The sequence below is a fragment of the Mesorhizobium silamurunense genome, from assembly GCF_014843905.1.
GTDB lineage: Bacteria > Pseudomonadota > Alphaproteobacteria > Rhizobiales > Rhizobiaceae > Mesorhizobium > Mesorhizobium silamurunense.
In genome coordinates this window covers 26998-45217 of sequence record NZ_LPVS01000027.1, presented here as the reverse complement: position 1 = coordinate 45217, position 18220 = coordinate 26998, and the positions used below count along the sequence as shown (strand labels likewise).

Here is an 18220-nt window from a genome sequence, read left to right as displayed (position 1 = left end):
TTCGCCCGTCAATTCGTCGGCATCGGCCCGAAGCGGATGCGGAATCGCCGGTTCTCGCGGCCCTTCTTCTCGATCTTGCCGATATGGATCTCGCCGACCTCGCCGGTGCTCTTCACGTGAGTGCCGCCGCAGGGCTGGCTGTCGATCGAGGCGTTCTCGCCGATGCAGACCAGGCGAATCTTTCCGGTGCCGACGGGCGGCCGCACATTCTTCGATTTCACAAGCCCGGGATTGGCCGAAAGTTCCTCGTCGGTGATCAGTCGCGTGAAGATCGGATGGTCGGCGCGCACAAGCTCCATCAATCTCGCCGTCACGTCCTCCTTGGTGAAGCCGGCATCGGGAATGTCGAAGTCGACGCGGCTGTCATCCTCGGCGACCGCTGCCCCGGTGATAGGAAACGGACAAACGACGGTGAGCAGATGGCAGGCGGCGTGCATGCGCATCAGAAAATGCCGCCGCCCCCAGTCGATGGCGAGCTTCAGCTTTTCGCCGACCGCCGGCATCGCCTGTTCAGGCGCCGGCACATGGATGATCTCGTCCTTGGTCTCGCCGGTGATGGTGGCGGCGATCGCGATGCGGCTGCCGTCGATGCGTTCGAACAAGCCGGTATCGCCGGGCTGCCCGCCCGACGTGGCGTAGAAGATGGTCCGGTCGAGAAGGATGCCTCCGCGATCGTTGATGGCGACGACTTGCGCATCCGCCGTCTTCAGATAGGCGTCGGCACGAAACAGCGCTTCGGTCCTCTGCGCCATCACGCCACCTTTTCGAACGGAACCGAAATGTCGGCCTTTTCTTCCATCCAGCCCGGCACCGGCAGGTTCTTGCCGCGCAGGAACTCGGGATTGAACAGCTTCGACTGATAGCGCGTGCCGTAGTCGGCGAGGATCGTCACGATGGTATGGCCGGGGCCAAGCTCGCGCGCCAGCCGGATGGCGCCGGCGATGTTGATGCCGGTCGAGCCGCCGACGCAGAGTCCCTCTTCCTGGATCAGGTCGAAGATGATCGGCAACGCTTCCTCGTCCGGGATCTGGTAGGAGAAGTCCGGCGTGAACCCTTCGAGATTGGCGGTGATGCGGCCCTGACCGATGCCTTCGGTGATCGAACTGCCGTCGGATTTCAGCTCGCCGCTGGTGTAGAAGCTGTAAAGGGCGGCGCCCAGCGGATCGGCGAGCGCGATCTTGACTTGTCTACTCTTGCGCTTCAGTCCGATCGCAACGCCGGCGAGCGTGCCGCCGGAGCCGACGGCCGACACGAAGCCGTCAACCTTGCCGCCGGTCTGGGTCCAGATCTCCTGCGCCGTCGTGCGGATATGGCCGTCGCGGTTGGCGACATTGTCGAACTGGTTCGCCCAGATCGCGCCGTTCGGCTCCGAACGCGCGAGCTGCTCGGCAAGCCGCCCCGACAGCTTCACGTAATTGTTGGGGTTCTTGTACGGCACGGCCGGCACTTCGATCAGCTCGGCCCCCAGGATCTTGATCGTGTCCTTCTTTTCCTGGCTTTGCGTGTCGGGAATGACGATGACGGTCCGGTAGCCGAGCGCCTTGGCGACCAGCGTCAGGCCGATACCGGTGTTGCCGGCGGTCCCTTCCACGATGACGCCACCCGGCCGCAGCAATCCGCGCTGTTCGGCGTCCCTGATGATGAAAAGGCCCGCGCGGTCCTTGACCGATTGCCCCGGATTCATGAATTCGGCCTTGCCCAGGATCTCGCAGCCGGTTGCGTCCGAAGCCTTGTTGAGCCGGATCAAGGGGGTGTTGCCGATCGCTTCGATCACATTACGGGGCATGAGGATTCCTTTATGCGTGCGGCGAGACCCTAGAAACCGGAAGCCGCGGTTTCAAGGCAAGATTTTGCCTGGTCCAGTCGCATTCCGGGCGCTGCAATGCTGGCGATCATTTCAACGATGCACCCAAAAGCGCTCTTTTCATCCCATTTCTTCGCCGCTAGAGCACTAGCCCAGACAATTCGCAGGGTTTTCAATGACACTCTACCGGGCCAACCCGAAAGACGGTGTCGCCTGGATCACGGGCGGCAGCAGCGGCCTCGGCCGGGCGCTGGCCAAGGACTTCGCACGGCAGGGCTATGCCGTCGCGGTGACGGCGCTGCCGAGCGACGCAACCGACACGCTGCTGGTCGAGACGGCCCAGATGACCGGCCATGTGAAATCATTCCCCTGCGACGTGACCGACGAAGAAGGCATGGCGCGGACGGCCGCCGCGATCGAGAAGGAGATGGGGCCGATCGTGCTCGCCGTCTTCAACGCCGGCAACTACATCGCCACGCCCGGCGAGCATCTGGTGGTGCGCGATTTTCATCGCTCCTTCGCCGTCAATTATTTCGGCATCGTCAACGGCCTGGTGCCTGTGGTCGACTATATGCGCGCACGGGGGCGCGGGCACGTCGTCCTGGTCGGATCGGTCACGGCCTACTCCGGCTGGCCGACCACCGCGGCTTATGGCGGCACCAAGGCGGCGATCAACATCCTGGCGGAATCGCTGAAATACGACTTCGACAAGATGAACATCCGCATTCAGGTGATCAATCCAGGCTTCGTTGACACGCCGCTGACCGAGAAGAACATGCTGCCGATGCCGGGCCTGATGCCTGTCCACCGCGCGTCGCGCCGGATGGCGCGCGGCATCCGGAAGGGAGGCTTCGAAGTCACCTTCCCCTATCACATAAGCTGGCCGCTCAAGCTGCTCGGCCTGCTGCCGCGACCCATTTGCCGCCTGGTGATCGGCCTGACCACCAGCTGGCGGGGGCGACCATTGAATTTCGACCGCAAGATGCCAAGCGAAAAAGGCCCGTCAGCGGACAAGGCGGCGTAAGCCGGCGAAGAGCGATTGCCTCGCTGCAGGCACCGCCATAGGTTGAGAATTGTTGCTTGGAGTCGGCGATGGGGCGACGGATCGTGCTTGCGGTACTGGGTCTCGCCGTCATCCTTGTCTCAGGTTTCTTTCTCGGCCCACGCGTGGCGATCGACACCACGATCCGCTTCGATCCTTCGGTGATCGGCGACGATCCGCAGGCATATCTGGCGCACGAAGAAGGGGCGGTGCCCAATATCCGCGACGGGCTGGACAAGGAGATCATCTGGGCGAACCCGATGGTTCACGCCAAGACGAAGCTTGCGATCGTCTACATTCACGGCTTTTCGGCGTCGAAAGGGGAGGTCCGCCCGCTGCCGGACGATGTCGCCGACGAACTCGACGCCAACCTTTTCTATACCCGCCTGACCGGCCACGGGCAGGACGGTGCGGCCATGGCCGAAGGCAGCGTCAACGCCTGGATCAACGACTATGAGGAGGCGCTGGCGATCGGCCGCGCGATCGGCGACAAGGTGATCGTCATCGCCACCTCGACCGGGGGCTCGCTGGCGACATGGGCCGCAACCCAGCCCGGCGCTTCCGACGGCGTCGCGGCAATCGCATTCATCTCGCCGAATTTCGGCGTCAAGGCTTCCGGCGCCGAGATCTTGACCATGCCCTGGGGCAGAGAGATCGCCGAGCTCGTCGGCGGCAAGGAGCGCAGCTTCCCGCCGCGCAACGCGCTGCACGAAAAATTCTGGACCACCAAATACCCGATGACGGCAACGCTGCCGATGGCCGCGCTCACCAATCTCGCCTATGGCGCGCCGGTCGAGAAGGCGACAGTCCCTGCCCTGTTCATCTTCTCGGATGCCGACAAGGTGGTGCGGCCCGACCGCACGCGCGAGATCGCCGGCCGCTGGGGCGGCGCGCACGAGTTGGTGCCGGTCGACGACACCGGCGACCCGGACAACCATGTCATTGCCGGCGATGTGCTGTCGCCGCAGACCACGGCCTTTCTTACCGAGCGGATCGTGGTGTGGGTGAAGGCGTTGATGCAGCAGCAATCAGGCCTGTGAAATGAGAAACGGCCGGATCGCTGCTCCGGCCGTTTCTCATTTTCTTCGTTCCTGGTGGAACTTAAGCGGCCCGGTTCGCCGGCCGCTTGCCGCCGAAGCGGCGCTTGTTGTTACCCTTGAAGCGCTTGAAGCCGTCAGGCTTACGCTCGCCACTCGGCTTGGCGGCCATAGGACGCTCGCCTTGCGGCTTCGGCGCGAATTGGCGCTCGCCATTGGGCTTGCCTCCGAAACGCTTCTTGCCGCTGTCGCCGTTGTCGGGGCGACGGCCGTCACGGCGGCCGCCATGGTGCTCGCGGTCATTGGCCGGCTCGAAATGACGCTCGGTCCTTTCCTTCGGATCGCGCTGCGGGTCGGGGCTGCCGAGATGATCGGCCATAACCGGCAACCGCATGCGGATGATGCGCTCGACCTGCCTCAGCTTGCTGTTCTCCGACGGATCGCAAAGCGTGATCGCAATGCCGTCCCTGCCGTTGCGGCCGGTGCGGCCGATGCGGTGGACATAGCTTTCCGCCTCGTCCGGCAGGTCGAAATTCACGACATGACTGATGCCGGGCACGTCGATGCCGCGCGCGGCGATATCGGTGGCGACCAGGATGCGCACCGATCCGTCGCGGAAATCGTTGAGCGCCTTCTGGCGGGCGTTCTGCGATTTGTTGCCGTGGATGACGGCGGCGTTGAAACCATCGCGGGCAAGGTCCTTGGTGACGCGGTCTGCACCATGCTTGGTTCGCGAAAACACGATCACGGAGCGCATCGCCTCGTCGGCCAGCATTTTCGACAGCACCTGGCGCTTCTGTTTGGTGCGGGCGAGCACCACGCTCTGCACGATCTCGGCCGCCGTCGTGCTCTGCGGGGAGACTTCGATGCGGACGGGGTCTTTCAGCAGGCCCTTGGCGAGTTCCGCGATCTCGTTCGGCATGGTGGCCGAGAACAGCGCGGTCTGGCGGTCCGGCGCGGTCGCCTTGGCGATGCGCTTGACGTCGTTGATGAAGCCCATGTCGAGCATGCGGTCGCCCTCGTCGAGCACCAGCCATTTGGTATCGGCAAGGATGAGGTCGCCCTCGCGCACGAGGTCGGTCAGCCGGCCGGGCGTGGCGATCAGGATGTCGACGCCAGGGCCGATCTTCTTTACCTGGCTGTAGCGCGACACACCGCCAAGCACGAGCGCAGTCGAGACATGCGCGCCCTTGGCGAGCAGCTTGACCGTGTCTTCGATTTGCACGGCAAGCTCGCGCGTCGGCGCCAGGATCAGCGCGCGTGCCGTCTTCGGCCGGCGCTTGGTGCCGAGTCCGATGATCTTCGACAGGATCGGCAGCGCGAAGGCCGCCGTCTTGCCCGAACCGGTCTGCGCGATGCCGAAAATGTCGCGGCCTTCGAGCTGCGGCGGGATCGCTTGGGATTGGATCGGCTTCGGTTCGGTGAAGCCTGCGGTGTTGGCGGCTTTGAGCAATGCGCCGGTAATTCCGAGGGCGGCGAAACCGTTCGGTTCCGCCTGGTTTTCGTTGGTCAAAATAATCTTCTTTCACGCGGCCCTGTGACCGCAAACATCGATAGCGGCAGGGCGCAACCTGCCGTCGAAAAATTGTCAGGAAACGACAAGGCGGCGGACGGGTTGTCCGCGCGGCTGCGCTGTCGTGCCCGCGAGCTTCATGCCCCGGGGCTCTTTCGCCAGCTTGCCGATCGACGGGGGCCGACCACCGGAAAGAGGGAAAACAGACGCAACCAGTCTCATTCGTGGAGAAAGCCGGACAGTTCCGGCCCAAGCGCCTATGCCGCAGCATATGGCCGAGTCCGGCCCGAAATGCAAGGGCCGATGTTGCAATGCAGCAAAACGACGCCCGAAAAGCGGCGCTTGCGCTTGGCTGTCCTCGCCATTACCACAAAACACCTTTCCTTTTTGGGGGCAGCGATGAAAGACGTGCTGAAGGAACTCGAACGCCGCCGCGAGATCGCCCGCTTAGGCGGCGGCAAGGAGCGGATCGAGGCCCAGCACAAGAAAGGTAAGCTGACCGCCCGCGAGCGCATCGAGGTGTTCCTCGACGAGGGTTCGTTCGAGGAGTTCGACATGTATGTCGAGCACCGTTCGACCGATTTCGGCATGGAGAAGACCAAGATCGCCGGCGACGGCGTCGTCACCGGCTGGGGCACGGTCAACGGCAGGCCGGTCTATCTCTTCGCCAAGGATTTTACCGTGTTCGGCGGCTCGCTGTCGGAGGCGCATGCCGAGAAGGTAGTCAAGGTTCAGGAGATGGCGCTGCGCAATCGCGCGCCGATCATCGGCCTCTACGATGCCGGCGGCGCCCGCATCCAGGAAGGCGTCGCCGCGCTCGGCGGCTATGCCGAGATTTTCCAGCGTAATGTGCTCGCCTCCGGCGTCATCCCGCAGATTTCGCTGATCATGGGCCCCTGTGCCGGCGGCGACGTCTATTCGCCGGCCATGACCGACTTCATCTTCATGGTGCGCGACACCTCGTACATGTTCGTCACCGGGCCGGATGTGGTGAAGACGGTGACCAACGAGACGGTGACGGCCGAAAGCCTCGGCGGCGCCACAGTGCACACGACGAGATCCTCGATCGCTGACGGCGCCTATGACAACGACGTCGAGGCGCTGCTGCAGATGCGGCGTCTGGTCGATTTCTTGCCGGCGTCCAACACGGCCGAGATTCCCGAGATCGAATGCTATCAGTCGGTGACGGATCACGACATGTCGCTCGACCGGCTGATTCCCGACAATGCCAACAAGCCCTACGACATCAAGGAACTGATCCTGAAGGTCGCCGACGAGGGCGACTTCTTCGAGATCCAGGCGAGCTTCGCCAAGAACATCGTGACCGGATTCGGCCGCGTCGACGGTCGAACCGTCGGCTTCGTCGCCAACCAGCCGATGGTGCTTGCTGGCGTTCTGGATTCCGACGCCAGCCGCAAGGCGGCGCGCTTCGTGCGTTTTTGCGATTGTTTCTCGATCCCGATCGTCACCTTCGTCGACGTTCCGGGCTTCCTGCCCGGCACCGCGCAGGAATATGGCGGGCTGATCAAGCATGGGGCAAAACTGCTCTTCGCCTATGCCGAGGCGACAGTGCCGAAGATCACCGTGATCACCCGCAAGGCCTATGGCGGCGCCTATGACGTCATGGCGTCAAAGCACCTGCGCGGCGACATGAACTATGCCTGGCCGACGGCGCAGATCGCCGTGATGGGCGCCAGGGGCGCGGTCGAAATCATCTACCGCAAGGATATCGGCAACGCGGAAAAGATCGCAGCTCACACAAAGGCTTACGAGGATCGCTTCCTGTCGCCCTTCGTCGCGGCGGAGCGCGGCTATGTCGACGAGGTGATCATGCCGCACTCAACCCGCCGCCGTGTCGCGCGGGCGCTGCGCATGCTGCGCAACAAGGACATGCAGAACCCCTGGAAGAAGCACGACAACATCCCGCTGTGAGGCGGCGATGTCGCGACTGGTCCTTCTAGCTGGCGAGCACTTTGGCAGGTTCGCTGTTCTTTTCTTTGCTTTGCCCCTCTTCTTCCCGCTTGGCGTGTGGCTTTACTTTCTCGACATTCACCCGCTTGTGCTTGTTGTTGGCGGTGCCGTCGCCGTTCCGGCCGCGATGCTGGCTTTTGTCCTGCTGATAGGAATGGTCTTCGCGGGTTTCCGGCGAAGTAAGGTCGAGGGGGCTTCGAGGGAGTCGGCCCCAAGGCTATGGCAGATCTGGGAGGATATTGCCGGCACGCGCCGCGCGACGCGGACAACCATTATTCTAACTCCGCATCTCAATGCCAGCATCGGCGAAGAGCGGCCATTCCTGGGCCTCTTCGGTCGATGGTCGATTTTGGCCATCGGCATTCCGTTGCTTGCGGTGACGGATGAACCCGCACTCGCAGCCATCCTTGCCCACGAGGACGCGCATCTCAGGAACAGAGATACCAATGGCAGTCTCAATCTGGCTGAGCTCGAAAAATGCTTCGAGTTGATCTTCGACTATGCGCCGCCGGGCAAGACTGTTTCCGGCACCTTGTTCTATCTGATGCTCAGTCCGCTTTCCAAAACCCTCGAGCGCGAAGAAATAAATCTTTCGCGTCGCGCTGAGATAGAAGCGGATAGGCATGCGGCCCGAGCCGGCGACGCGCACAGCGTCGCGCGGGCGCTGCTTTTGATTGGGGCAGCCAGTGCGTTGTTCAAAGATCGGGTCGACGATCCACTGCGGCGCGAGCTGCTCGGGTCGATGACGCCACCCGAACCGCCTTTGGCAAGAATGCTGAAAGCCGCCTCCGAGCTTTTCGATCCTGCTACGCTGAAAGAACATATCCAGAAGGCCTGGGACGCGCCGGACGATGAAAAATCTGATCATCCGCTACGCTTCGCCGCCGACAATCAAGCCGGTCGAACATACCGCTCTATTGACCCTGCTTCGCAGCGAGACGGTTGCCGAACGAGTCCGCCATTTCGATGACGAATGGACGTCGAGAGTCGCCGACCATCTGGATCGGTAGAACTTGTTTGGCCAAGCCGGCCCGCCAGCACTTGGAACTTTGCCTCACCCAACCCGTCGCCGGAGGTTGACAATTAGCAACCTCTAATCACATTAATGTGATGGGCAGTAATAAAATGCTAATAACCCTTGCAACGAAGGGTGTTATTCCGTGCAAAGGCTATGGCGGGATAGAGCGCCAGGTCGACTGGCTGGCCACTGAACTGGTCAGTCAGGGTCATTGTGTCGTGCTCGTGGCGGGCCCTGGATCGTCACATCCTTTATGCGAGGTGCGGCATGCGGTGAGCGACGCCGAATTACGCGCCGCGATACCCCGGGAGACCCGGATCGTCCACCTTCATGCGTGGAAGATCGAGGTTCCCTTCCCGACCCTCAACACCGAGCGCGGCCATTTGCCGGACTATCCGCGGCCGCAGCCGAATTGGAGCTTCATCAGCGCCCGGCACGCCCAACTGCACGGTCGCAAGACTTTCGTCCACAACGGATTTCCGGTGGATGACTATCGGCTCGGCAAATCGAAGAACGATCGCCTCCTCTTCATGGCGGCTATCGCGCGCGCCGGAAAGGGCCTGAACCGGGCAGTCGACCTTGCCAGGAAATTCGACGTTGCCCTCGATATCGCCGGCGGCTCGCGATGGAAGCTGCTGGGCCGAAGCCAGACCCGCCGTGAGGGCGTCTTTTTCAAAAGTCTTTCCCGCCGTTATCGCTTCAACGGCGTCGTCGACGGCGACGACAAGCTGCGCCTGCTCGGCGCAGCGAAGGCTTTCCTCAATCCGATCGCCTGGGAAGAGCCTTTCGGCAATGCGCCGGTCGAGGCCATGCTGTGCGGCACGCCCGTTCTGACCACCCCGCGCGGCGCCTTGCCGGAGACTGTGGACAAGGACACGGGCCGGTTCTTCGAGAGCGACGAGGAGTTCGCCCGCGGCCTTGCCGAGATCGCAGACCTGTGCGCACACAAATGCCGTGAATCGGCCGCCGACAGATTCCCGATCGCGAAAACCGCGAAGGCCTATCTGGAACTCTATGCCCGTATTCTTGATGGCGAAGCGCTTCCGTGACAAGGAACCGGCGTGCTTGCCGTCGGCGGCGACTGTGTCGGATCGAAAAGGTATCGCGCGTTGCGTCCCATTCTCGTGTTCTGCTTGCCGGCAATCGGCGACTTCATCCGTTGCCATTCGGCAGTTCAAATCATAGCCGAGACGTTTCCCGGACACCCGATCGACGTCATCACCTCGCCGCTCGCCGCTCCGCTGGCACGATTGATGCCGCATGTCCGGAAGGCTTGGACCGTCGAACGGCATTGGAACCCCGGTCTCAGGGAGCGGGCGCGGCTGGCGCGCGAACTCCGCCGGGAGAACTATCAGGCAGCCTATCTGCTCACCAGCAGCACCAAGGCGGCTCTTGTCCCATGGCTGGCGGGCATTGCCGAGCGCATTGGCTATCCGCGCGAGTTCCAGTTCGGCATCGTCAACCGGCTGCCGGCCGGATGGCTGAAAACCTTCGTGGCTTTCGGCCCGCGCAAGACAAGGCTGTTCGAGCAGGTCTGCGCGATTGCCACGCTGGGTGAGCAGCCTGACGAGGATGTGCGGTTACCGCAGCCGCGAATGGTGGTTTCACCCGAGGATCTCTCGGCCTGGCGCGTCCGGCATGGGATCGACGCGGCAAGACCAGCACTGGCGCTTTACACGTCGGAGTTCAGCAACTTCCGCTCATGGCCGGCGGAGCGCTTCATTTCGATCGCGAAGGATCACGCCAAGCGCGGCTGGTCGGTATGGATCGTCGGCGGTCCTCGCGAGCGCGAGGCCGCCGCCCAGATTAGAGCGGCGCTTCCGGAGGCGGTGGACTTCACGTCGACCCCCGACATCACGGACGCCATGTGCCAGATCGCTGCCTCGACCGCCTTCCTCGGCGTGGATGGCGGCATCTGCCATGCGGCGGCGGCTTTGGGTGGGCCGTGCGTGCTCATCTTCGGATCGAACCGCTCCTACGAAACCGGACCAGTGAACGATCACGTCCGGTTTCTAGAACCTCCGATTTCGACTCCAAGCTGGATTAAGCACACGAGCGGTGTCAGCGAGGAAAGAGTGCTTGCAGCGCTGGCGGAAGCGGTGGCGCAGGCGCGGCGCCCGCGAGGTGCTTGAACCGGCCGATAGCCTACTCCTCTTCGGGCGCGCCAAAGCCCGCGCTCATGCTCGCCCGCGCAGCGCTCGCCCATGGCGTCGCATGGTTGTCGATGCGCATCTGGAACAGGAAATAGGTCGGCGAGCAGAAACCGATGCCTTTGACCCTGGCTGCGCCCGGCGTGTCGGACGGCAGCGACTGGCACATGTAGTCCTCGCGGCAGAAATGCTCGGCCGAACAGGCCGGGCGGTTGCCGCGATTGACCGCGCCGCCCAGGCATTGGCCGAAATTGTTGGTCGCTACGCAGATATCGAACTTCTTGCCGCCGACCAGGCCGCAGATCTCGCTCGGCATCGGCTTGCCGGCCTTGAAGGCGGAGAAGGCCAGATCGTTGGCGTCGCAGCCGCGGTAGGCGAAGCCGCCTGGAACGCCGATCTTGGGCGGACGGCAGGTGTAGGCGGTGCGCGAAATGGCGGGCGCGAAGGCCGCGAACTGGCTGGTGATCTTGTAGCGGTCGTTGAAAGGCTGCGCCGCGTTGCTGGTAATGGTGCCGGTCAGGCAGGGATGGCCGGAAAAGATCTTCTCGCTGTCCTTGGGCAGCAGGCATTGAGCGAGTTTCGTCTTGCCCCCTGCAGCGGTCGCGATCGGCGTGCAGACCGTGCCGGCTCCGCATTGCCAGGTTTTGGCGAAATGGGCGGCGTCTTCCGGCACCAGGCACGGCATCGCCGTCCCGGCCGGCGTATAGGCGATCTCGCCGATGTCTTCCCAGGCTGCCGGCGGAGCAAAGGACAACGGACGAAACCGGTTGGGTTCCTTGCCCTCCGCAATCGCCTGCAGCCACGCCTCGCGGCGCGGAATCTCGGCATGGAGATGCGGCGAGATACCGACCTCGATGCGGTTGAGCGGCGAGGTCGTGCCGTCGTCGAGGCCGATGAAATGGAACCCGGCGGTCGAGCCTGCCTGGTGGCAGCCCTGGCAGGCGCCGTTGTCGAGCCGCTCGACCAAGGCTTCCGGTGTGCGCACCAGCGAAAACTTCGAATAGTCGAGCCCGTCAAACGTCTTGGGCTCGAACAGCGGCGTGAACGGATGATTGGCCTGCCTGGCACTGCCGAAGGTCGACCAGGAGATAACCTCCTTCGCCAGGAATTCATCCGGGATTTCGTAGACGCCGAGATCGACCGCCGCGGCGTTGGCGCGGACATAGTCGGCAAGTTTTGCTTTCAACTGCGCATCGTCCGAAAGGCGGACGGTGTCGGGCGTGTTTTCGAGCGGCTTCTCGCTGGCGGCTGTCCCGTCGATGCTAAAAATCCGCATGAGATAGGCGGCCTGCCCACCAAACTCTGTTTCCTGGCCGGAAGGAAAGCGCACCACTTGGGCGTTGAGCTCGAGTTGCTTGAAGGAGAGGCCTGCTTTTTCCAGCGGTCCGCCGGTCAGCCAGCCGGCATCGACCGCCTCGTCAATCTGCGGCGTCCAGCGCCCGGCAACACCGGTACAGTCGCCATCGGCGTCCGCAGCGACGCGGTAGACGGCATTGAAATTGAATGGCAGCCGCGAGGCCAAAACCTTGCCGTTCTTCCTGAAATTATAGGCAAGGCGGTAGATGAAACGCACCTCGCCGCAGCCCGCTTCCCCGCCGAGCTTTGCGAAGTCACGCCGGTCGAGCCGGTTGACGACGCCGACCAGCCGGAAGCGCGCGGCGTCGGTCTTCAGCCAGCGCAAGTCGATGACGCGGCCGACATTGCCGTCGGTCACCTCATAGAGCGGCCGGCCGCCGGCCTTCATCTCGACGCGGAGTGCTGCGACATCGGCAGCCACGGTCTCGACAATGGCATGATAGGCCGGCGCCGCGTCGTAGAGCGTTTTCAGGTCGTCCTTGCCGCCGGCGCCGAAAATACCGGCGAAGCCGAAGCCCTTGGCGTCGAGTTTTGCCAGCACCTGGGGATCGTCGACGATGGTGACTGGACGACTGGCGGCATGCGCCGCCCGCACGCCAAAGACGGTGATGGCGGCGACCGCGACGAGGATCGCCAGCCGCATCATCGGACAGCCATCCCGCTTTCCGCCAACTCGCGCAGCACCGGCACCGTGGCCAAAGGCAAATCCTCAGCGATGAGGCCGGGCCCGAACCGGCTGCCGGCTTCAGCGTGTATCCAGGCGGCGGCGCAGGCCGCTTCGAACGCCGGCATGCCCTGCGCCAGGAACCCGGCGATAATGCCCGCCAGCACATCGCCGGAACCGGCGGTGGCAAGCCACGGCGCGCCGTTGCTGTTGATGGCGGCGCGGCCATCTGGCGCGGCGATCACCGTGTCGGCCCCCTTGTAGACGACGATGGCATTGGCCCGTGCAGCCGCCGCACGCGCCTTGGCGAGTTTCGAAAGCACCTTGTCGTCCGCAATGCCAGGGAACAGCCGACCGAATTCACCCTCATGCGGCGTCACCACCAGCGCCGGCGCGCCGGATCTGCGGGCCGCCTGGAACAGTGTCTCGGGCTCATCGCGAAACGAGGTGATGCCGTCGGCGTCGAGCACCAGCCCTGCAACGCCGGTGTAGTGCGCTTGGCCTGCGCCGAGCAGCGCGAGGGCAAAATCGCGCGCCTTTTCGCCGACGCCAAACCCCGGGCCGAGCACGAAGGACGAAGGGCGGCGATCGGTGAGGAACGCGCCGAGATCGGCAACCGCATCGGCCTTGCGCAGCATGATCGAGGTCAGATGCGCGGCGTTCACCTGCATGGCATTCGCCGGCGACAGGATCGTCACAGCCCCTGCCCCGCTTCTTGCTGCCGCCAGTGCCGACAGCCGCGCGGCACCGGTCGCCGACGGCCCGCCGGAAAAGATGCTTGCGTGGCCACGCCGGTATTTGTGTGCATCGACAGCTGGGACCGGAAAGGCAGGCAGCCAGAGTGTCGGCGCATTCTCGAAGCTTCGCGGCGCGATTCGAGCGATGGTCCCGTCGCCGATGCCGATGTCGGCAAGCACGACCTCGCCGCACATTTCACGCCCCGGCAGCAGCAGATGCCCAGGCTTCTTTCGCGCGAAGGTCACGGTAACGGCCGCGCGAAACGCGCTGCCGAGGATATCCCCGCTTTCCCCGGAAACGCCCGAAGGCAGATCTATGGCGACGACCGGCAAGCCGAGGTCCGCCACGACCTGGACCGCCCTGGCGGCGTCGCCCGATAGTGCTTTCGAGAGCCCCGCTCCGTACAATGCGTCGACCACCAGCGATCCCGGTTCGGCTGCGAAGGCAGATAGCGGCCGGGGGTCCAACGGGCAATCGGCGGCAGCCAACGCGGCATCGCTGCCTGCCCGCGGCTCACCCGAACCCCACAACGCGACGTCGACGCCGCTCTCCTGGAGCAGACGCGCCACGATGTAGCCGTCGCCGCCATTGTTGCCGGGACCGCACAGCATGTGCACCCGTGTCGCCGCCGGATAGCGGGCCAACACCACGGCCGCGACGGCCTCGCCGGCCCGGCGCATCAATCCGTAGCCGTCGAGCGGACCCGCCGCGATCGCCAGCCGGTCGGCCTCGGCCATCTCGGCCGGTGAAAGAAGTTCATTGCGCATGGGATTGCCGATCTCCATCCGATCAAGCATTGTCCGATTTGCGGTTGGAAGCCAACAGCGACGACCGAACGCCGCCCAAAGCGGCGGCGCCTGGAGGGGAATCTGCCTGCAAATTGCGCTATCTGCTCAAATTTTGCGCAGACGGATGGAGGAGCGATGTATAGGCTTTGGGCGTCGATGACGCATCCAATGCAGCGGATGACGCGAATTTGCATCCGGGTGCGGCATGGCATCTGAATCGCCCGATACCGTCTCCAACAACCTGGAATTGGCACGCTTCGTGCTTGATGGAGGCGCAAGCGGGGCACACAACCCGTCTCTTTGGCAGTGGAGGCCACTTTCTACATGAAAAAGATCGAAGCGATCATCAAGCCATTCAAGCTGGACGAAGTGAAGGAAGCGCTTCAGGAGGCCGGACTGCAGGGCATCACCGTCACCGAGGCCAAGGGTTTCGGTCGGCAGAAAGGCCACACCGAACTCTATCGCGGCGCCGAATATGTCGTCGACTTCCTGCCCAAGGTGAAGATCGAAGTCGTGCTCGGCGACGACGCCGTCGAAGGCGCCATCGAAGCCATACGCAAGGCGGCGCAGACCGGCCGCATCGGCGACGGCAAGATCTTCGTCTCCAACATCGAGGAAGTCGTGCGAATCCGCACCGGCGAGACCGGGATGGATGCTGTCTGACGCCCCCCTTCTTTTCTGAACCGTCATCATCAAAAAAACGTCATCACACAGGGATACATGACATGACGACAGCCAAAGACATCATGAAGCAGATCAAGGACAACGACGTTAAGTTCGTCGACCTGCGCTTCACCGATCCGCGAGGCAAGCTGCAGCATGTGACGATGGATGTTGTCGAGGTCGAGGAAGACATGTTCGCCGACGGCGTGATGTTCGACGGTTCCTCGATCGCCGGCTGGAAGGCGATCAACGAGTCCGACATGGTGCTGATGCCCGACACGGATACCGTCCATATGGATCCGTTCTTCGCCCAGTCGACCATGGTCATCCTGTGCGACATCCTCGATCCGGTCTCGGGCGAGGCCTACAACCGCGACCCGCGCGGCACTGCCAAGAAGGCCGAGGCCTACATGAAGTCTGAAGGCATCGGCGACACCATCTATGTCGGTCCGGAAGCCGAGTTCTTCGTGTTCGACGACGTCAAGTACAAGGCCGATCCCTACAACACCGGCTTCCGCCTGGACTCGACCGAGCTGCCGTCCAACGACGACACCGACTACGAGACCGGCAACCTTGGCCATCGGCCGCGGATCAAGGGTGGCTACTTCCCTGTGCCGCCGATCGATTCTGCCCAGGACATGCGTTCGGAGATGCTGACTGTGCTCGCCGAGATGGGCGTGCGTGTCGAAAAGCACCACCATGAGGTCGCCGCCGCCCAGCACGAGCTCGGCATCAAGTTCGACACGCTGGTGCGCAACGCCGACAAGATGCTGATCTATAAGTATGTCGTGCATCAGGTCGCCAACGCCTATGGCAAGACGGCCACTTTCATGCCGAAGCCGGTGTTCGGCGACAACGGCTCGGGCATGCACGTCCACCAATCGATCTGGAAGGGCGGCAAGCCGACCTTCGCCGGCAACGAATATGCCGGTCTGTCGGAAACCTGCCTGTTCTATATCGGCGGCATCATCAAGCACGCCAAGGCGATCAACGCCTTCACCAACCCGCTGACCAACTCCTATAAACGTCTGGTGCCGGGTTACGAAGCGCCGGTGCTGCTCGCCTATTCGGCGCGCAACCGCTCGGCCTCCTGCCGTATTCCGTTCGGCTCCTCGCCGAAGTCGAAGCGTGTCGAGGTCCGCTTCCCCGATCCGGGCGCGAACCCCTATCTCGGCTTCGCCGCCATGCTGATGGCAGGCCTCGACGGCATCAAGAACAAGATCCATCCCGGACAGCCGATGGACAAGGATCTCTACGACCTGCCGCCGAAGGAGCTGAAGAAGATCCCGACCGTCTGCGGCTCGCTGCGCGAAGCGCTGCAGAGCCTCGACAAGGACCGCGGCTTCCTGAAGGCCGGCGGCGTCTTCGACGACGACCAGATCGACTCTTACATCGAGCTGAAGATGGCCGAGGTCATGCGCTTCGAAATGACCCCGCACCCGGTCGAGTATGACATGTACTATTCGGTCTAAGCGACTGACTGGATTTCATTTTAAAGCCCTTGGAGGATTACCCTCCAAGGGCTTTTCCATTGTGATCCGGCGAGCCGAAGTCTTCCGGGCGTCTCTTGACGATGTGGAAGCTGCGGCGAACGCCTTGCTCCCAACGCACCCTTCTTCAAGGACATCGAGGCGCAGGAATATCATGAAACCTTGTCAAGGAGGCGTCAGGCCCTTGAACTAGTTGAACGCGCCAAACAAGCGGCACTTCCGGACGCTATCTGAGCCCAGTGCTCGGCGCTGAAATCACGTGGCGTCATCGCCAGCTGACGGCAGCGCGGCGGCACTTTCTCGCCGGCAATCTCCATGCAAGAAAGCCCCGGCGTTTTCCGCCGGGGCTTTTTGTCATTCACGTCACGCCGCGGGCCTGCAACTCCACGCCGCGAAAGAGATATCAGGCGGCCGCCGAAACCTTCGCGTCGGTCGAAACCTGCGAGATCGTCTTCAGGACCTGCGAAGCGATCTGGTAGGGGTCGCCCTGCGAGTTCGGGCGGCGGTCTTCCAGATAGCCCTTATAGTCGTTCTTGATGAAGGAGTGCGGAACGCGGATCGAAGCGCCGCGGTCGGCGACACCGTAGGAGAACTTGTTCCACGGCGCGGTCTCGTGCTTGCCGGTCAGGCGCTTGTCGTTGTCCGGACCGTAGACGGCGATGTGATCCATCAGGTTCTTTTCGAACTGCGCCATCAGCGCCTCGAAATAGGCCTTGCCGCCGGCTTCGCGCATGTACTTGGTCGAGAAGTTGCAGTGCATGCCCGAGCCGTTCCAGTCGGTGTCGCCGAGCGGCTTGCAGTGGAACTCGATGTCGATGCCGTACTTCTCGGTGAGGCGCAACAGCAGGTAGCGCGCCATCCACATCTGGTCGGCGGCCTTCTTGGAGCCCTTGCCGAAAATCTGGAACTCCCACTGGCCCTTGGCCACTTCGGCGTTGATGCCTTCATGATTGATGCCGGCGGCGAGGCAGAGGTCGAGATGCTCCTCGACGATCTGGCGCGCGACATCGCCGACATTCTTGTAGCCGACGCCGGTGTAGTACGGACCCTGCGGCGCCGGATAACCGCTCTCGGGGAAGCCGAGCGGACGGCCGTCCTTGTAGAAGAAATACTCCTGCTCGAAGCCGAACCAGGCGTCCTCGTCGTCGAGGATGGTCGCGCGGCTGTTCGATGCATGCGGGGTGACGCCGTCGGGCATCATGACCTCGCACATGACGAGAACGCCGTTGGTGCGGGCCGGATCCGGATAGAGCGCAACCGGCTTCAAAACGCAGTCGGAGCTGCGGCCTTCGGCCTGGTTCGTCGAAGAACCGTCGAAGCCCCACAGCGGCAGCTGCTCGAGCGTCGGGAACTCGGCAAACTCCTTGATCTGGGTCTTGCCGCGCAGATTGGGGGTTGGGGTGTAGCCGTCGAGCCAGATATACTCGAGCTTGTATTTGGTCATTCCAGTGCCTCTCGTTGCTTGGACACCGCAAGTGGGCGGCGTCGACGCATGGCCGGGCTGGCCGGCCTGCCGGCCGTTAAAATGCAATTCGTGTGCCACTCCTCCCGCCCCGGGTGCGGCAAAGTGGTCATCGCAAGGCATTGATTTTGCTGAGCCGCCTCGGCAATGCGCGGCAATCATTCAAGCGCGATTTTTGCATAAATAGTAGGCAAATACTGATCTTTCTGTGGGCATATTGCCTAAATGAATCGCAGAACCTATCTTGGGAAAAGATTGAATCGACAGGCTCCTGGAAAAGAAAGGAGGCCGCCAATGGAAGTCACCACGTCCCGTCCGTCGGCAAAGATTCTGATGTTCCCGCTTGCGGGCCGAGTGTCTGCCTCAAATTTAGGCGCAAAGGCCAAATTCGCGGCAGAGCTTGCTTCGTTGCGCAATACGCACGCCGATTTCGACGGCTGGTACCACGAGGCGGCGATCGAGGAAGAAAACCAGCGCAAGAGCTGATCTCCTCCCTGCAATGCTTTTGCATGAAAAAGCCCGGC

General features: G+C 62.9%; 15 protein-coding genes. 9 read left to right on the top strand and 6 right to left on the bottom strand.

The features are described 5' to 3' along the window. Window positions 1-8: 8 nt before the first annotated feature. Together AU465_RS06085 and AU465_RS06080 are read right to left on the bottom strand one after the other, a co-directional pair. The gene (locus AU465_RS06085) at window positions 9-752 is read right to left on the bottom strand and encodes an alanyl-tRNA editing protein (protein WP_192244914.1); all 744 of its coding nucleotides are present in this window, start codon (window positions 750-752) and stop codon (window positions 9-11) included. Further along, entirely contained in the window at window positions 752-1786 is a 1035-nt protein-coding gene (locus tag AU465_RS06080; RefSeq protein WP_192244912.1) for a cysteine synthase A, read from the bottom strand. The genes AU465_RS06085 and AU465_RS06080 overlap by 1 nt, the downstream gene beginning before the upstream one ends. Before the next feature lie 193 nt (window positions 1787-1979). On the opposite strand from AU465_RS06080, the gene AU465_RS06075 reads away from it, so the two are divergent. Both AU465_RS06075 and AU465_RS06070 read left to right on the top strand, forming a co-directional pair. Continuing rightward, window positions 1980-2828, top strand: a complete 849-nt coding sequence (locus tag AU465_RS06075) for an SDR family oxidoreductase (protein WP_192244910.1) — start codon at window positions 1980-1982, stop codon at window positions 2826-2828. 68 nt (window positions 2829-2896) lie between these two features. Further along, window positions 2897-3886, top strand: coding sequence for an alpha/beta hydrolase (locus AU465_RS06070; RefSeq protein ID WP_192244908.1), 990 nt, complete (start codon window positions 2897-2899; stop codon window positions 3884-3886). Between the two features lie 61 nt (window positions 3887-3947). Here the strand turns inward: AU465_RS06070 and AU465_RS06065 are convergent, their stop codons facing one another. Next, the gene (locus AU465_RS06065; RefSeq protein ID WP_192244906.1) at window positions 3948-5396 is read right to left on the bottom strand and encodes a DEAD/DEAH box helicase; all 1449 of its coding nucleotides are present in this window, start codon (window positions 5394-5396) and stop codon (window positions 3948-3950) included. A 399-nt stretch (window positions 5397-5795) separates the two neighbouring features. Here AU465_RS06065 and AU465_RS06060 point away from each other — a divergent pair, with 399 nt between their 5' ends. From AU465_RS06060 to waaF, 4 genes are all read left to right on the top strand, one after another. Further along, window positions 5796-7328 (top strand): acyl-CoA carboxylase subunit beta, encoded by a 1533-nt coding sequence (locus AU465_RS06060; protein WP_192244904.1) that lies wholly within the window; start codon window positions 5796-5798, stop codon window positions 7326-7328. A gap of 7 nt (window positions 7329-7335) precedes the next feature. After that, complete coding sequence (locus tag AU465_RS06055) at window positions 7336-8337, top strand: M48 family metallopeptidase (RefSeq protein ID WP_192244902.1); 1002 nt, start codon at window positions 7336-7338, stop codon at window positions 8335-8337. A 140-nt stretch (window positions 8338-8477) separates the two neighbouring features. Then, window positions 8478-9434 carry a glycosyltransferase gene (locus AU465_RS06050; protein WP_246505893.1) on the top strand — a complete coding sequence of 319 codons (957 nt, stop codon included), beginning with the start codon at window positions 8478-8480 and terminating at the stop codon, window positions 9432-9434. Window positions 9435-9446: 12 nt separating this feature from the next. After that, window positions 9447-10517 (top strand): lipopolysaccharide heptosyltransferase II, encoded by a 1071-nt coding sequence (gene waaF / locus AU465_RS06045; protein ID WP_312891217.1) that lies wholly within the window; start codon window positions 9447-9449, stop codon window positions 10515-10517. A gap of 13 nt (window positions 10518-10530) precedes the next feature. Here waaF and AU465_RS06040 read toward each other — a convergent pair whose 3' ends face one another. Together AU465_RS06040 and AU465_RS06035 are read right to left on the bottom strand one after the other, a co-directional pair. Continuing rightward, on the bottom strand, window positions 10531-12537 hold the full coding sequence (locus AU465_RS06040) for a hypothetical protein (protein WP_192244900.1): 2007 nt from the start codon (window positions 12535-12537) through the stop codon (window positions 10531-10533). After that, on the bottom strand, window positions 12534-14060 hold the full coding sequence (locus AU465_RS06035; protein ID WP_192244898.1) for an NAD(P)H-hydrate dehydratase: 1527 nt from the start codon (window positions 14058-14060) through the stop codon (window positions 12534-12536). Before AU465_RS06035 ends, AU465_RS06040 begins: the two co-directional genes overlap by 4 nt. 345 nt (window positions 14061-14405) lie before the next feature. On the opposite strand from AU465_RS06035, the gene AU465_RS06030 reads away from it, so the two are divergent. Beyond that, entirely contained in the window at window positions 14406-14744 is a 339-nt protein-coding gene (locus AU465_RS06030) for a P-II family nitrogen regulator (protein WP_006205430.1), read from the top strand. A 62-nt stretch (window positions 14745-14806) separates the two neighbouring features. Continuing rightward, the gene (gene glnA, locus AU465_RS06025) at window positions 14807-16216 is read left to right on the top strand and encodes a type I glutamate--ammonia ligase (RefSeq protein ID WP_192244896.1); all 1410 of its coding nucleotides are present in this window, start codon (window positions 14807-14809) and stop codon (window positions 16214-16216) included. A gap of 421 nt (window positions 16217-16637) precedes the next feature. On the opposite strand, the gene AU465_RS06020 is transcribed toward glnA, so the two are convergent. Further along, window positions 16638-17678, bottom strand: coding sequence for a glutamine synthetase beta-grasp domain-containing protein (locus AU465_RS06020; RefSeq protein ID WP_192244894.1), 1041 nt, complete (start codon window positions 17676-17678; stop codon window positions 16638-16640). Between the two features lie 312 nt (window positions 17679-17990). Between AU465_RS06020 and AU465_RS06015 the strand changes: the two genes are divergently transcribed. Next, the gene (locus tag AU465_RS06015; RefSeq protein WP_192244892.1) at window positions 17991-18182 is read left to right on the top strand and encodes a DUF2735 domain-containing protein; all 192 of its coding nucleotides are present in this window, start codon (window positions 17991-17993) and stop codon (window positions 18180-18182) included. The last annotated feature ends 38 nt before the right edge of the window (window positions 18183-18220 follow it).